The 15260-nt window shown below is 59.4% G+C and carries 14 protein-coding genes; 12 read left to right on the forward strand and 2 right to left on the reverse strand.

Going from position 1 to position 15260, the window contains the following annotated elements; translation table 11 throughout:
* Positions 1-394 precede the first annotated feature (394 nt).
* Positions 395-2602, forward strand: coding sequence for a ferric-rhodotorulic acid/ferric-coprogen receptor FhuE (gene fhuE / locus EH206_RS14715; RefSeq protein WP_009113616.1), 2208 nt, complete (start codon positions 395-397; stop codon positions 2600-2602).
* 48 nt (positions 2603-2650) lie between these two features.
* Here fhuE and EH206_RS14720 read toward each other — a convergent pair whose 3' ends face one another.
* Together EH206_RS14720 and EH206_RS14725 are read right to left on the reverse strand one after the other, a co-directional pair.
* Complete coding sequence (locus EH206_RS14720) at positions 2651-4177, reverse strand: MFS transporter (RefSeq protein WP_040343969.1); 1527 nt, start codon at positions 4175-4177, stop codon at positions 2651-2653.
* Between the two features lie 29 nt (positions 4178-4206).
* Positions 4207-5415: an aspartate transaminase gene (locus EH206_RS14725; RefSeq protein WP_009113618.1), complete on the reverse strand. Its 1209-nt coding sequence runs from the start codon at positions 5413-5415 to the stop codon at positions 4207-4209.
* Between the two features lie 304 nt (positions 5416-5719).
* Here EH206_RS14725 and nac point away from each other — a divergent pair, with 304 nt between their 5' ends.
* The 11 genes from nac (at position 5720) to EH206_RS14780 (ending at position 15246) form a co-directional block, all read left to right on the forward strand.
* Positions 5720-6640 carry a nitrogen assimilation transcriptional regulator NAC gene (gene nac / locus EH206_RS14730; protein ID WP_009113619.1) on the forward strand — a complete coding sequence of 307 codons (921 nt, stop codon included), beginning with the start codon at positions 5720-5722 and terminating at the stop codon, positions 6638-6640.
* Positions 6641-6770: 130 nt separating this feature from the next.
* Entirely contained in the window at positions 6771-7442 is a 672-nt protein-coding gene (gene pxpB / locus EH206_RS14735) for a 5-oxoprolinase subunit PxpB (protein WP_009113620.1), read from the forward strand.
* Positions 7439-8407 carry a 5-oxoprolinase subunit C family protein gene (locus EH206_RS14740; protein WP_009113621.1) on the forward strand — a complete coding sequence of 323 codons (969 nt, stop codon included), beginning with the start codon at positions 7439-7441 and terminating at the stop codon, positions 8405-8407. The genes pxpB and EH206_RS14740 overlap by 4 nt, the downstream gene beginning before the upstream one ends.
* A 24-nt stretch (positions 8408-8431) precedes the next feature.
* The gene (locus tag EH206_RS14745; protein ID WP_009113622.1) at positions 8432-8830 is read left to right on the forward strand and encodes an acetyl-CoA carboxylase biotin carboxyl carrier protein; all 399 of its coding nucleotides are present in this window, start codon (positions 8432-8434) and stop codon (positions 8828-8830) included.
* An 11-nt stretch (positions 8831-8841) separates the two neighbouring features.
* Positions 8842-9606 (forward strand): LamB/YcsF family protein, encoded by a 765-nt coding sequence (locus EH206_RS14750; RefSeq protein WP_009113623.1) that lies wholly within the window; start codon positions 8842-8844, stop codon positions 9604-9606.
* A gap of 141 nt (positions 9607-9747) precedes the next feature.
* Positions 9748-10500, forward strand: a complete 753-nt coding sequence (locus EH206_RS14755) for an SDR family oxidoreductase (protein ID WP_009113624.1) — start codon at positions 9748-9750, stop codon at positions 10498-10500.
* Positions 10501-10533: 33 nt separating this feature from the next.
* Positions 10534-11235 (forward strand): amino acid ABC transporter permease, encoded by a 702-nt coding sequence (locus tag EH206_RS14760; RefSeq protein WP_009113625.1) that lies wholly within the window; start codon positions 10534-10536, stop codon positions 11233-11235.
* A gap of 4 nt (positions 11236-11239) precedes the next feature.
* Entirely contained in the window at positions 11240-11983 is a 744-nt protein-coding gene (locus EH206_RS14765) for an amino acid ABC transporter permease (protein WP_009113626.1), read from the forward strand.
* An 18-nt stretch (positions 11984-12001) separates the two neighbouring features.
* The gene (locus EH206_RS14770; protein ID WP_009113627.1) at positions 12002-12739 is read left to right on the forward strand and encodes an amino acid ABC transporter ATP-binding protein; all 738 of its coding nucleotides are present in this window, start codon (positions 12002-12004) and stop codon (positions 12737-12739) included.
* A gap of 36 nt (positions 12740-12775) precedes the next feature.
* Positions 12776-13618 (forward strand): ABC transporter substrate-binding protein, encoded by an 843-nt coding sequence (locus EH206_RS14775; RefSeq protein WP_009113628.1) that lies wholly within the window; start codon positions 12776-12778, stop codon positions 13616-13618.
* A gap of 398 nt (positions 13619-14016) precedes the next feature.
* On the forward strand, positions 14017-15246 hold the full coding sequence (locus tag EH206_RS14780) for an anaerobic sulfatase maturase (protein ID WP_009113629.1): 1230 nt from the start codon (positions 14017-14019) through the stop codon (positions 15244-15246).
* The last annotated feature ends 14 nt before the right edge of the window (positions 15247-15260 follow it).

The raw sequence follows: 15260 nt of genomic DNA on the forward strand, positions 1-15260 counted from the left end.
ACCGTTGGGTTCTCCAGGGAATCGATATCGCTTTTTACACCGGCGGAACGCTTAACGCGGATAAATCCAGTGTGGTATGGGTTTGTCATGCACTAACGGGGAAAACGCGCGGTTTCAACCGGTGCAGAAGCGTTTTACGATGACACAACGTAACGGCGAAGCGATAAAACAACTGGCACCCATCTCCCGCCCCTCCAATCCCCTTTGTGCTTTCAATCTAAAATACGATTTCAACATCACCCGAAACACCGGTTTACAGTCGTAAACTTAATACGTATATTTCTCATTTGTACTTGCAAACTCAATTATAAGTCAGGTAACCAAATCCCATGATTTCACTGTCGGCATCCCATCGGTACTGAAATCTCCCCAAGCTTTTGATAAAGGGTAAATGATGTCTTTCACCAAACGTCTTAAGGACAGGCAACGCCAGCCTGCCGCAGCGCCGTCATTGCCGGCCTCCTGCGTTTTTCTGGCATTACTGCCTGCCACCAGCTTCGCCGCAACCAATAATGCCGATGACACCCTGATTGTTGAAGGGACAACGGATGATGCCGTTGATAGTCAGGAGCAGGATTACAGCGTAAAGACCACCACCACCGGCACCAAGCTACTCTTGGTGCCGCGGGATATCCCGCAGTCGGTCAGCGTGATCAGCCAGCAGCGCATAGCGGATCAGCAACTGAACTCGTTTGGTGAAGTGCTGAGTAATACCACCGGTATTACAACTGCGATACTCGATAGCAATCGCACCAATTTTTACTCGCGCGGTTTCTTTATCAGCAACTACGCCTACGAAGACTTGCCGACGTTCATTGACAACCGATGGAACTTTGGCGATAACGCCTCGGATACGGCTATCTATGACAGTATTGAAGTGGTACGCGGCGCCGCCGGTCTGATGAACGGCACCGGCAACCCTTCCGCCTACGTTAATATGGTGCGTAAGCACGCGGACAGCCGCGAGTTTGTCGGCTCCGCTACCGCGACCTACGGCAGTTGGGACAAGCAACGCTATGTGCTGGATCTGCAATCGCCGTTGACAGCGTCGGGAAATGTCCGTGGCCGGGTGATCGCCGGCTATCAGGATAACGACACCTGGCTGGAGCGTAACCACTACCGCAAAAAATTCATCTACGGTATCGTCGATGCCGATCTGACTGATTCGACCACCTTATCCGTCGGTTACGATTATCAGGAAAGTGAGGAGGACAGCCCGACCTGGGGCGGAATCCCCACCTGGTTTAGCGATGGCACCCGTACCGACTTTAAACGCGAATACAATACCGCCGCCGATTGGGCCTACTCCAATATAGACTCCACCAAAGTCTTCGCGAACTTGGTACATCGCTTTAACAACGGCTGGGAAGCCCGCCTCAATGCCATGCATGCGGAAACCAATTTTGACAGCAAGCTGATGTATCTGGATGGCTATCCCGATAAAACCACCGGCGAATTCTCACAGGCTAATTATCATGGTGCATGGGGCGGCTGGAACCGCGGCGAACGCAAACAGGACTCGGTAGACGCCTTTGTGCGCGGCGGTTACGACCTGTTTGGCCGTCAGCATCAGTTAATGGTCGGCGGCAGCTATAGCCGTCAACGTAATAATTACGATAACTCATTCCCGGTCAACGACTTCTACGGCCTGATGGATGTAGGCAGCCTCTACAACTACGACGGATCATTGGCCGATCCAGAATGGTCGCCGTGGGCGTTGTATAGCCGCGACGTGATTCATCAGAAATCCGCCTACGCCGCTACCCGCATCTCGCTTGCCGATCCGCTGCACTTAATCCTCGGCGCCCGTTTTACCGAGTGGAGTGCCAAATATAACCTTGAGCGCAAACCGCAGGAAATCCGCAACGTCAAATTTGACGATATCACGCCGTATGCCGGTCTGGTGTATGACATTAACGATACGTGGTCCGCTTACGCCAGCTATACCTCCATCTTCTATCCTACCGGCCAGCGCGATAGCAACAGCGAGTTCCTCGATCCGACCACCGGCAAGAGCTATGAGACCGGGGTAAAAGCCGACTGGTTTAATACCCGCCTCACCTCCTCGCTGGCGGTATTCCGCATCGAACAGGACAACGTAGCCGTTTCGACAGGTCAATATATTCCAGACAGTGGTGGGCAGACCGCTTATAAGTCCGTTGACGGCACCGTCAGTAAAGGGATTGAATTTGAGCTGAATGGCGCATTGACCGACAACTGGCAGTTAACCTTCGGCGCCACCCGTTACGTTGCCGACGACGAAGAAAGCAAGGCGGTTAATCCCGATCAGCCTCGAACAACGGTCAAACTGTTCACCCGTTACCAGTTGCCGACGCTGCCCGAGTTGACCGTAGGCGGCGGGGTAAACTGGCAGACCAAAACCTGGCAGGACGTTACCGGTCCCAATAGCGAAGAGCGCCGCATTAAGCAGGGAAGCCGTGCCGTGATCGATCTGTTTAGCCGCTACCAGGTTACCAAGAACTTTGCCGTACAGGCCAACATCAATAACCTATTCGACAAAGAGTATTACAGCTACCTGGGTACCTATGGAGTTTACGGCGAACCGCGTAACTTCTCGCTAAGCGCGTCATATAACTTCTGATTTATCTGATAATGCCCCCAAGGCCGCCGCCGCGCCAGGCGGCGCGCGTCAGGCCGCCCGCGCACCCGGCGGCGAAACCAATACGATATTGGATAAGCGCCAGGTAATGCCCGCGGCAATCAACGCAATGAGCGCGCACACCGCCAGGCCGACGTCAACGGCGTTGATCAACGCATTGCGGGCCGCCATCATCTCCCCCGCGCGCTCCTGCGCCGTCGTCCCAAGCAGTTTTCCGGGGTCCGCCCAGTGCTGCCAGGCGCTTTCGCTCGTGGTACGCCGTAATAGCGCATGATAAAGCGTATTGAACAACAAACTGGTCGCCGCCGTGCCGAGCAGCCCGCCGACCAGACGAAATGATTGCAGCAGTGCGGTGGCGATCCCCAGATGCTCGCCCGGCGCCAGCGTTTGGGTAAAAATGGTCAGGTTAAGCAAAATAAAGCCCAGTCCCGCTCCGGCCATCAGCATCAGCAGCAGCAAGCGGCGGAAACCGCCCTCCGCGCCGCAGAGCGCCAGCCCCAGGCAGGCGGCGGCGAGCAGCAGGAACCCGCACGTCGGCAACAGCACCGGGTTGCGCAGCCGGGTGACGATGCGTCCGTTGATAATGGCGCCGAGAGTTATGCTTACCCCCATCGGGGTGAGCAATAAAGCCGCCTGCTGCGCGGAATAGCCATAGCCCCCCTGGAACAGCAGCGGCGTAAAGTAGAGCAAGGTGAACATCACGCCGCCCGCCAGCGTCGATAGGATAAACAGTTGCCGCAGCGTACCCGGGGCAAATAGGGCGGGAGGCAGCAACGGCGATACGGCGCGCTTTTGCTGTTCGATCAGCGCCGGCAGAGCAAGGGCCGAGGCCGACAGCAAGGCGATAACCCCCGGCGTATTCATCCGCGTCGACAAACCGGTGACGCCCAGTTGCAGACAGCCGAGCAGCGTCATGACCAACAGCGCCCCCAGCCAGTCAAGACGAATTCCCTGCCGTTGCAACGGCTTGAAATAAGGCAGATAGCGCCAGGAAATGGCCAACGCCGCCAGGCCGCAGGGCACGTTCAGATAGAATACCGCCCGCCAGCCGTAGTGTTCGGTCAGCACCCCGCCCAGCGTCGGCCCCAGCGCATTGACGATGCTGAACGCGGTACTGAGCAGAATTTGCCAGCGCAGCCGGCGGCGCATATCGGGGAAAAGTTCCGGGATACAGGCAAACGCCGTGCCGATCAGCATGCCGCCGCCGACGCCCTGCAAAGCCCGCCAGACCACCAGCATCAGCATGCTGCCGGCCTGGGCGCACAGCAGCGAGGAGAGGGTAAATAGCAGCGTGGCGGCCACCACGAAATATTTACGCCCGAAGTAATCCCCCAGCCGGCCGAAAATCGGCACCGTGACGATGGAGGTCAGTAAATAGCCGGTCGCCAGCCAGGCATAGAGATCGAAGCCGCCGAGATCGGCCACGATATAGGGCATGGTGTTGCCGATAACGGTCTGATCGAGCGCCGAGAGCATCAGCGTGAGCGACAGTCCCAGCATGGCCAGCAAAGCGCGGCGAAAACTTAACGGCGCGGGCGGCGATGTTTGGCCCGTCATCGCGCTCCCCGCGGTTTCCGTCGCCTGGTTCACCGCAGCTGCGCGACCGCGCGCGCCATACGTTTGGCGCCTTCAAGCAGCGTATCGATATCCGTGGCGATGGACAGGCGGAAGTACGGTGAAATGCCGTACGCCGCACCGGCCACCACGGCCACCCCTTCGCTCTCCAGCAGGTAGAGCACGACGTCGTTATCGCTGGTCAGGGTTTCGCCCTGCGGCGTCCGACGCCCCAGAATGCCCGCGCAGTTGACATAAAGATAAAAAGCGCCGTCCGGCAACCGGCAGCTCAGACCGGGAATGTCATTGACGGCCGCCGCCATCCGGTCGCGCCGCTGGCGATAGATTTCCCGGCTGCGCTCAATAAATTCGCTGCCGCTGGCCAGCGCCGCCAGCGCCGCCGCCTGGCTGACGGAACAGGCGTTGCTGGTCGACTGGGATTGCAGCGTTCCCATAGCGTTAATCAGCGCCTGCGGCCCCGCGGCGTAGCCGATGCGCCAGCCCGTCATGGCATAGGTTTTCGACACGCCGTTGACCACCAGCGTGCGGTCGGCCAGTGCGGGCTCCACCGCCAGCAGATGGGTGGGCGCGGCGCGGTCGAAACGGATGTGCTCGTAAATATCATCGGTCATGATCGCCAGCGTAGGGTGATCCAGTAACACGTCCGCCAGCGCCCGCAACTCGCCCTCGGAATAGCTCGCGCCGCTGGGATTGCCGGGCGAATTCAGCAACAGCCAGCGGCAATCGGGCGTAATGGCGGCGCGCAGTTGCTCCGCCGTCAGCTTAAAGCCATGTTCTTCCTGGCAGGGGACGATCAGCGGTTCGCCGTCACAGGCCAGCACCATATCGGGATAAGAGACCCAGAACGGGGCCGGAATCAATACCTTGTCGCCCGGTTCCAGCGTCGCGGCCAGCGCGTTGAAAATCGCGCTCTTGGCGCCGCAGGTGACGATAATATCGTCCGGCGCGAAATGCAGCCGGTTTTCCCGCCGGAACTTATCGGCAATCGCCTGACGCAGCGCCGGCGTGCCGTTATTCTGGGTATAGCGCGTCTCTCCCCGCTCTATCGCCGCACAGGCCGCCTGGCGGATAACTTCCGGCGTATCGAAATCCGGTTCGCCGGTCACCAGGTTGACGATGGACCTGCCCGCGCGGCGCAATGCGTTGGCGCGATCGGCCGCGGTGCTGCTGGGCGAGGTTTTTATGCGGGTAATACGTGAAGCGATGTGGATTGCACTCATAACGAGCTCCTGATGCCGTATGGATGAAAAATACGGTAATGGAGAGACTCGCCGCCACGCCAAGAGGAGTTTGTTCTGGTTCAATCGCGTTGGCTTATGGATAGGCATCAGCGATAGCATAAATGCATCATCACCGTGCACAAGGAGAGTCGGCCGGCGCCGCACGGCCGTTTATCCGGCTGTCGAAATAATTAATAACTATTTATTTACAATAGGTTAAATAAAACCATGACGCGGCGTAACAAAAATTGGCTTAAGGATTGCTTGAGCGTGGATAAGGTCTTTTATAACGAGGGCGATCACCATGAATCTCAGGCGACTTAAGTATTTTGTGAAAATTGTCGATATCGGCAGTTTAACTCAGGCTGCTGACATTCTGCATATTGCCCAGCCGGCGTTAAGCCAGCAGCTCGCCACGCTGGAAAGCGAAGTGAAGCAGCAGTTGCTGATCCGCACCAAACGCGGCGTCACGCCCACCGATGCCGGCAAGATCCTCTATACCCACGCCCAGGCGATCCTGCGGCAGTGCGAACGGGCGCAAAACGCCATCGACGGCTCCGCATTGCAGCTCTCCGGCACGGTGTCCGTGGGGCTGGCGCCCGGCACGGCGGCGACCAATCTGGCCCTGCCGCTGTTTGAGGCGGTCAGACAACAGCACCCCGGCATCCTGCTTTATTACAACGAAAACTTCGGCACCACGCTGAGCGAACTGATTATGAGCGGGCGCATGGATATGGCGGTGTTGTACGGCAACCGCGATATCCACGGTCTGTCGTTTATCCCGTTGATGAAAGAAGATCTCTATCTGGTCAGCAGCGGCCCTGAAATCCCCGCCGGCCATACCATCGAACTGGAACAGGTGGCGAAACAGGATCTGTTTCTGCCCCAGTCCTACAACTTTATGCGCAAAATCGTCAATGAGGCCTTTGCTTCGCGCGGCCTGGTGGGGCGGGTGGTGTGCGAAATCGAGTCCGCCACCACCCTGACGGCGGCGGTGGCCAGCGGCCATGGCGCCACCGTGCTGCCGGAATCCGCCGCGCGCGCCATGCTGGCGCCGGCCGGAGCCTGGATGGCGAAAATCATCAACCCGGATATTCAGGCGCCGCTATCATTCTGCTCGTCCGATCATCTGCCCCTTTCCCAGCCGGCGCAGGCGGTGAAAAACATACTGCTGTCGCTGATGGCGCAGCGTACGCCCGATAATCGCCCACTGGCCCTAGCCTAGCGATGAATAATAAGTCTCCCTTATTACCACACAAGGAAACCCTCTTAGTGGAGCGTTAAACGGCACGTTACAGTGCCGCTATCACTCAGCAAAAGCCCTGCATCCGCTATCAGGGCCATAAGAGGTAACGATGGATCTCGCACAACGGTGGGATAATCCGCAATTGAGCTTATTGGGTACAAGGACGCTGTTATTTGAAGCGCCGGGCCCTTTAGGGCTGGAAAACCAGCAGCGCATCTGGGCGCTGGCCGACTATGCCGACGATCTGCCGGAGGTCGCGGAGTCCGTTCCCGGCATGAATAATCTGATGCTGGTGCTGCGCCACTCGCCGGCGGAGCCGGAATCGCTGTTTACCCGGCTTCTCAAGCAGTGGCTGCGGGATGAACGCAAGGTCTTGCAGGGAAAAACCATCGAACTGCCGGTGGCGTACGGGGGGGAATTCGGCCCGCATCTGCATGACGTCGCCGAGCACACCGGGCTGAGCGTCAGTGAGGTGATCGCCCGCCATTGCGCCCCGCTGTACCCGGTCTATGCCCTCGGCAGCCATCCCGGCTACTGCTATCTCGGCAATATGGACCCCGCCATCGCCACGCCGCGCCGTCAGACGCCGTTACTGAGCATTCCCGGCGGCGCCGTGTCCATCGGCGGGCTGCAAACCGGCGTTTCCGCCTCGGCGGGCCCCAGCGGCTGGAACACCATCGGTCATACGGACTTCACCTTCTTTAACGCATACGCGCAGCCGCCGGTCGCTCTGTCGCCAGGCGACAACATCGCCTTTAAAGCCGTGAGGGTGCGCGCATGATCGTAATTGAAAAAACCACCCCGCTCAGCAGCGTGCAGGATCTGGGGCGCAGCGGCAGCCTGCACTACGGCGTCGGCGCCGCGGGAGCGATGGATCCGCTGGCCTTGCGGTTGGGCAACGCCCTGCTGGGCAACGACGCCAACGCCGCGGCGATTGAAATTCCGCTGTTCCCCTTCCAGGCGCGCTTTACCGACGACTGCCGTTTTGCCGTCACCGGCCATGACGGCCGGGTGATGCTGGACGACGCGGCGCTCCCTTTCTGGTGGAGCGCTCAGGCGCGCAAAGGGCAGCGCCTGACGCTGCACGCATCGAGCAATACCGCCCGCGCCTACCTGCATCTGCCCGGCGGCGTCGACGTGCCGGAAGTGCTGGGTTCGCGCAGCACGCAGCTACGCGGCGAATTCGGCGGTTTCAAGGGGCGCGGCCTGCAAAGCGGCGACCGGCTCGGCGCCGCGGCCCCGCAGCAGCGCGGACCGGTGGATTTCGGCATCGTCCCGCCGTGGCTGGCGCTGGGGGTGGCGGATACGCCGGAACCGATGATCCGCGTGCTGCCCGCCGCGGAATACGGCGCGTTCAGCGACGCGTCGCGGCAGGCGTTTTGGAGTCAGGCATGGCGCATCACCCCGCAGAGCAATCGTTACGGCTATCGTTTGGCGGGCGAGCCGCTGGTGGCGAAAGTCCCGCTGGAGATGCGCTCGCACGGCATTATTCCCGGCGTGATCCAGGTGCCCCACAACGGTCTGCCGATCGTTCAAATGCGCGATGCGCAGCCCAGCGGCGGTTATCCCAAATTCGGCACGGTGATTGACGCCGACATGTGGCTGCTGGGGCAAATTCCCGTCGGCGGCCGGATACGCTTTCTTCAGGTAGACCATCAGCAGGCGCGTGAGGCGGAACGGCAACAGCAGGCCTATCTGCAAAAAGCGATCGAGCAGATCGACTGCCACCGCCGCTACGCGGATTAATGCCCCATTTACCGAGGTGACGAGATGTTAGCCATCGCTGAACTACGCCAGATCGCCAGCAGGATGAGTCAGTCCGGGCTGCGCGATATTGAAATCGTCGACGGCCGCTGCCGGGTACGTATGCGCTGCGACGCGCCCCGGCCGGCCGAGGTCGCGCCAACGGCGGCGGCGCAGCCCGCTTGCACGACGATCGCCGCGCCAAGGCCGGGGATCGTCTGGTTTAGCCATCCGCTTAACGGGCAGGTCATCGCCGCACCGGGAGCAACCGTCGCCGCCGGCGAGCTGGTCGCGCTGCTCGGCGTCGGCCACCTGCTGCTGCCGGTGCGCAGCAGCGCCGGCGGGACGGTGCGGCAGCTCTGCGTCGCCGACGGCTGCGTGGTGGAGTACGGCACCGAACTCATGACCCTGTCTCAGGAACCATAAAGGAGCACACGATGACCATCATCGATCTGAACGCCGATCTTGGCGAAGGATTTGGCGATTACACCATGGCGGACGACCGCGCCCTGATGCCGTTAATCTCCTCCGCCAACGTGGCCTGCGGCTTTCATGCCGGCGACGCCGCCATCATGGCCGACAGCGTTCGCCTGGCCAAGGCGCACCAGGTTGATCTCGGCGCGCACGTCGGTTTCCCCGATCTGCTCGGTTTCGGCCGCCGCCGCATGCAGATTGATACGGATACGCTGGCGCACTACGTCACCTATCAACTGGGGGCGCTGGCGGGCTTCGCCCGCGCGGCCCATTACCCCATGACCCATATGAGCTTTCACGGCGCGCTGGGCAATATGGCCGCCGAAGATCCGCAGCTTGCCCTGCCGCTGTTGCAGGCGGTAAAAGCCTTCGACGCCGGCCTGATTATCAGCACCACCGCCGGCAACGCCGTTGAGCATAGCGCCCGCCAACTGGGCTTCAAGGTTGCCACCACCTTCCTGGCCGATCGCGCCTACGACCGCCACGGCATGCTGGTCAGGCGCGGCCTGCCCGGAGCGGTGATCCACGAGGTGGCGCAGGTTAGCCAACGGGTCATCCGTCTGCTGACGCAGGGAACGGTGGAAAGCATCGAGGGCGACATCCTGCCCATGTCCGTCACCTCTATCCTGCTGCACGGCGATACCGCCGGCGCCCTGGCGCTGGCGCGGCAACTGCGCCGCGACATAGAGGCGCTGGGGATAAAAATCGTACCGATTTCGCGCCATTAGCTATTACCGCGGGGAAACTATAAGACAGCCCTATTGCCACAAAAGCTTTATGTCTTATCCCCCCCTATCGATTACTGGTTACAGTCCATTTATGCGTATTGCCTCCGGGCAAACGGTTGTTAACGTCAGGGGAGTCACGCTATGCCATTTTCAGATTATAAAACCGCATTGGTCACCGGCGCATCCGCCGGTCTGGGCGAGGCCATTGTCGAACGTTTGTGCCGCGAAGGCATCAGGGTGCACGCGGTCGCCAGACGCCGGGAGCAGTTGGCGGCGCTGGCCGAACGCACCGGCTGCATTCCGCACGCGCTGGATATCGCCGACACCGCCGCCCTGACCCGGCTGTGCGCGGGGCTTGAAATTGATATTCTGGTCAATAACGCCGGCGTTTCCCATTCGGGTTCCCTGCTGGATTCCGCCGCGGACAACATCGATAGCCAGGTGGACGTCAACCTGCGCGCCGTGCTGCATTTAACCCGCCTGCTGGTGCCCGGCATGGTCGAACGCGATCGCGGCCACGTCATCAATATCTCCTCCATCGCCGGCGTGTATAACTTCAACGGCAATACCATTTACCACGCCACCAAAGCCGCGGTGCATATGCTGTCGCGCCAGCTGCGCATCGATGTCTACGGCAAACGGGTGCGCGTCACCGAAATTTGTCCCGGCCGGGTGGCCACCGACATCTTCGGCAATGTGCTGGGCGACGCCGAGGAGGCGCGTAAACGCTTTATCGACGGTTTTGAACTGCCGCAGGCCAGGGACGTCGCCGATGCGATCGCCTTCAGCATCGCCGCCCCCGTCGCCGTCAATATCGGACACATTGAACTGACCCCGACCCTACAGGTGCCCGGCGGACTGTCGACGATGCGCCCGGATGATGCGGCCTGCTGATGGGGCGCGGTAGCGAATGGAGAGGGAACGGCGATGAACAACACGCTTGATTTTGGCGTCATCCTGCACGGGCAATACGCCGAGATGCTGATACAGGGCATAAAGCTGACGCTGCAACTGGCGCTGGGCTCCTGGCTGCTGGCAATGGCGCTGGCGATGGTGCTGGTGGTGGTGCGCCTGGCGAACAAACGGTTGGCGACGGCATTGGTGGCCGCCTACGTCTCTTATCACCGCAATGTGCCGACGCTGGTCCAGCTGATGATGTGGTATTTCGCCATTCCGACCCTGTTGCCCGAGTCGCTGCAGATCTGGCTGAGCGATTTCAATACCGAGTTCGTTTTCTCGCTTATCGCCCTGGGACTGTGCCAGGCGGCCTATTTCTCCGAGGACATCCGCAGCGGATTGCGCGCCATTCCCGCCGGTCAAACCGAAGCCTCGCGCGCGCTGGGGATGGGGTATCTGCGCGCCATGCAGCTGGTGATCCTGCCGCAGGGCGTGCGCAATGCGCTGCCGGCGCTTATCAACCACACGGTATTGCTGTTTAAAAACACCAGCCTGGCGATGGTGATTGGCGTGGCGGAATTGACCTACGTCACGCGTGAAATTGAAAACTACACCTTCCGTACTTTTGAGGCGTACCTGCTCTCTTCCCTTGCCTACCTGGCATGCTCCCTGCTGCTGATGGGCGTCGGGGCGGTACTGGCCCAGCGCTATCAACGCGCCTTAGCGAGGTAACGCCATGCTCGATTTTTTCTCGATCATTCAGCAAAACTGGATGCTATTTCTGGTCGGCCAATATCCCAGCGGACCTTTAGGCGGCATTGTCTGCACCCTGCTGCTGTCGCTGCTGGCGATGCTGTTCGCCTTACCGCTCGGCGTCGTGCTGGGCGTGGCGCGTATCTCCCCGTTCCGCTGGCTGCGCTATCCAGCCACCGTCTGGGTGTACGTACTGCGCGGCGTTCCGCTGGTCATGGTGGTGTTCTGGACCTATTTTTGCGTTCCTCTGCTGCTGGGGCGCAACATCGACGGGTTTACCACCATGCTGTGCACCCTGGTGGTATATGAAAGCGCCTACATCGCCGAAATCGTGCGCGCCGGCATTCAGGCGCTGCCTTCCGGCCAGTATGAAGCCTCCCGCGCCATGGGCATGAGCTACCTTAAGGCCCTGCGCCTGATTCTTCTGCCCCAGGCGCTGTACAACATGCTGCCCAGCCTGCTCAGCCAGCTGGTGTCGATCATCAAAAACAGTACCCTGGGGTACGTCATCAACGTCCAGGAACTGACGTTCGCCGCCAACCAGGTCAATAACCAGCTGCTTACCAAGCCGTTTGAGGTGTTCGCCATCGTCGCGCTCAGCTACTACGTGATTTGCTTCAGCCTGACTCTGCTGGCGAATCGTCTGGAACAGCGTATTGCCCGCAAACGTCTGGGGCCGTCGCCAACCGGAGCGGCAAAAGCCGCCCTGTCGGCCGCAAAATCTTAATTCGAGAGGAGTATCCGCATGATTCCGATGATTATGTTTAACCGGGTCAATAAATGGTACGGCGACTATCAGGCATTGACGGACCTGAGCGCGGAAATAAACAGCGGCGAAGTGGTGGTGGTTTGCGGGCCGTCCGGCTCCGGAAAATCAACCCTTATTCGCACCGTTAACCGCCTGGAACCTATCGAAGAGGGCCAGATCCTGTTCGACGGCCACGATATCCACGGCTCCAGTACGCGCCTTAACCAACTACGTACCCGCATCGGCTTCGTTTTCCAAAGCTTCAACCTGTTTCCGCATATTACGGTGCTGGAGAACATCATGCTGTCGCCGGTAAAAGTGCTGGGGCTGAAGCGCGCGGAGGTACGCAAGCAGGCGCTGGAACTGCTGGAGCGCGTCGGTCTTGAGCATAAGGCCGACGCCTATCCGGCCCATCTCTCCGGCGGCCAGCAACAGCGCGTGGCCATCGCCAGAGCGCTGGCGATGAAGCCGCCGGTGATGCTGTTTGACGAACCGACCAGCGCGCTGGACCCGGAGATGGTCGGCGAAGTGTTAAGCGTGATGCGCGATCTGGCGCAAGACGGGATGACGATGATGTGCGTCACCCATGAAATGCACTTCGCCCGCGACGTCGCCGACACCGTCTGGTTTATGGATGCCGGGAAAATATTGGAAAAAGCGCCGCCGGAACAGTTCTTTACCCGGCCGCAACACCCCCGGGCGCAGCGTTTTCTGGCCGACCTGCGTCAACACTAACTCTACCGCCTGTTTTAGCTACCGGAGCAAAATGCTATGAAAAACGTCAATAAATTGAGTGTGGTCATGCTGGCAGTACCCTTGATGTTGGCCGCCCTGCCGTCGCGGGCCGATAGTCTGGCGGATATTCAAACCCGCGGCACGCTGAACTGCGGGGTTTACTCCGACGTACCGCCCTTTTCCGCACCCGATCCGCAAACCCGTCAGTTGGTGGGCATGGATGTGGATCTGTGCGGCGCGCTGGCCAAGCAGATGGGGCTGAAGCTCAACCTGATGCCGGTTTCCGTCGAAGCCCGCATCGCCGTCCTCACCACCGGCCGGGTCGACGTGCTGATCGCCAATCTGGCGTATACCAAGACGCGCGCGACGCAAATTCAGTTCAGCGACCCCTACTACATCGCCAAAGAGGTACTGGTGGTCAAAAGCCCCAACGCGGAAAAAACCCCGGCGGACTTTAAAGGCAAACGCATCAGCGCCACCAAGGGCTCGACGTCGGAGCAGTCCATCCGCATGGCGGACGCCAGACCGGTCACCTTTCAGGACACCGCCTCCGCCTATCTGGCCCTGCAACAGAATAAGTCCGTCGGCTTCGTCACCAACAATATGACCGCCGCCAAGCTGGTTATGCAGGCGAAAAAAGAGGGGATCGATCTGGCCATCGTCAAAGAACCGATGGCGCTGGAGCCGGTGGCCGTCGGTTTAAAACTGGGCGAGCCGGCGCTGCTGGCGCAGGTCAATAGCAGCCTTAAAACCATGGACGACTCCGGCGAAATCGATCAAATCTGGAACCGCTGGATTGGACCGGATACCGATTACAAGATGGTGCGTGAAGAGAAGGTGCAGCCGCTGTCCAGTCTGCAATTCGTGCCGCTGGAATAAGACGGTCGGCGCGCGTCGGCGCCGTCCCTCCCCTACTCTGACAGTCTCTTAGTCACTATTTATCAGAAGAGACGATCTCAGGGGGAGGGGACGGATCCGGCATCGTTACCCCCTCTGGCAATCCCACAGCCATACTATCTAATGCCGTTTTACGTGTTTGGATGACGCCGGGAAATTTTTTATATTACGCATCCGGCATGATTCGAGCAGAGCTCCCCCTTGCACGCAAAATCCCTACACCTTGAAGCCCTATCTCTGCCTGAAATCTGGAAGTCACGCATTCTCGGCGTCATCGGCCAGACCAATATCAAGCTTATCCGCATGGATAAAAGCGTTATTCCCGCAGAATGCCACGATGAGGTCCATTTACGATCCGCTTTCCCCAGGACGGCGCTAACATGAAGAAACCTTTTCACCTGATGGCCAAACCGACCAGCTTTCAGTGCAATCTGTCCTGCGAGTACTGTTTTTATCTGCCCAAAGGGAAAGATGTCCTGCAAAGCCCGTCCCCTAAACGGCATATGGATGACGCGGTGTTGCGCCAGTATATCAAGCAATATATCGAGAACTGGCCGACCGAAGAGGTCATGTTCGCCTGGCAGGGCGGCGAGCCCACTCTGGCGGGGCTGGACTTTTACCGCCGGGTTCTGGCTTTGCAGAACCAGTATGGCAAGGGCAAACGCATCCATAACAGTCTGCAAACCAACGGCGTGCTGCTTAATGACGCATGGGCGGCTTTTCTCGCCGAAAACCGCTTTCTGGTGGGGATATCCGTGGATGGTCCCCGGTCATTGCACGACCGGTTCCGCAAGAGCAACAGCGGCCAGTCCGTTTTCCGGCAAGTGATTGACGGTATCGAGCGTTTAAGGAAATATGAGGTCGAGTTCAATTTGCTCGCCGTGGTAAACAGCGAGACCGTCAAATATCCCCGCGAGGTATACCACTTTCTGACCCGCGAACTGGCATGCCCGCACGTGCAGTTTATTCCCATCGTCGAACCCGCGGCGGCGGCCGGCGCCGAGCGGCAATTCGGCGAACTGATATGCCGGCAAAACGGCCGGGGTGAAACCGTCACGCCCTGGTCGGTGAACGGGGACGCCTACGGTAAGTTTATGATTAGCGTGTTTGACCAATGGGTACGACAGGATGTCGGCCGGATATTCGTACAACTATTCGATAACACATTAGCGGCATGGGCCGGTGAAACGCCCAGCCTCTGCGTCATGCAACCCACCTGCGGCAGAGCATTAATCATTGAACAAAACGGCGATATTTATAGCTGCGATCATTTCGTCACCCCGGAACATTGTCTGGGTAACATTATGACCACGCCGTTATCGACGCTGGCCTACGGTAAACGGCAAAAAAAGTTCAGCCGCCGGAAAACGCCATCATCACCGAAGTGCCAGCGCTGCGAATATCGTTTCGTATGCCAGGGAGGATGTCCGAAGCACCGAATCATCCCTCTCGGTAACCAGCGGCAAAATTATTTGTGCAGCGGTTACAAGACCTTTTTTCAACACGTCGCGCCCTATATGACCTATATGGCCGAACAAATCGCGCAGCGCCGTTCCCCGGCAAACGTGATGAACGTCGCCGCATTTATCGCCGCCAACCAGGCAGGGTGATAGCTTGATTTTTT

Origin of the sequence: Brenneria nigrifluens DSM 30175 = ATCC 13028 (genome assembly GCF_005484965.1) — a bacterium.
In the GTDB taxonomy this organism is placed as follows: Bacteria; Pseudomonadota; Gammaproteobacteria; order Enterobacterales; family Enterobacteriaceae; genus Brenneria; species Brenneria nigrifluens.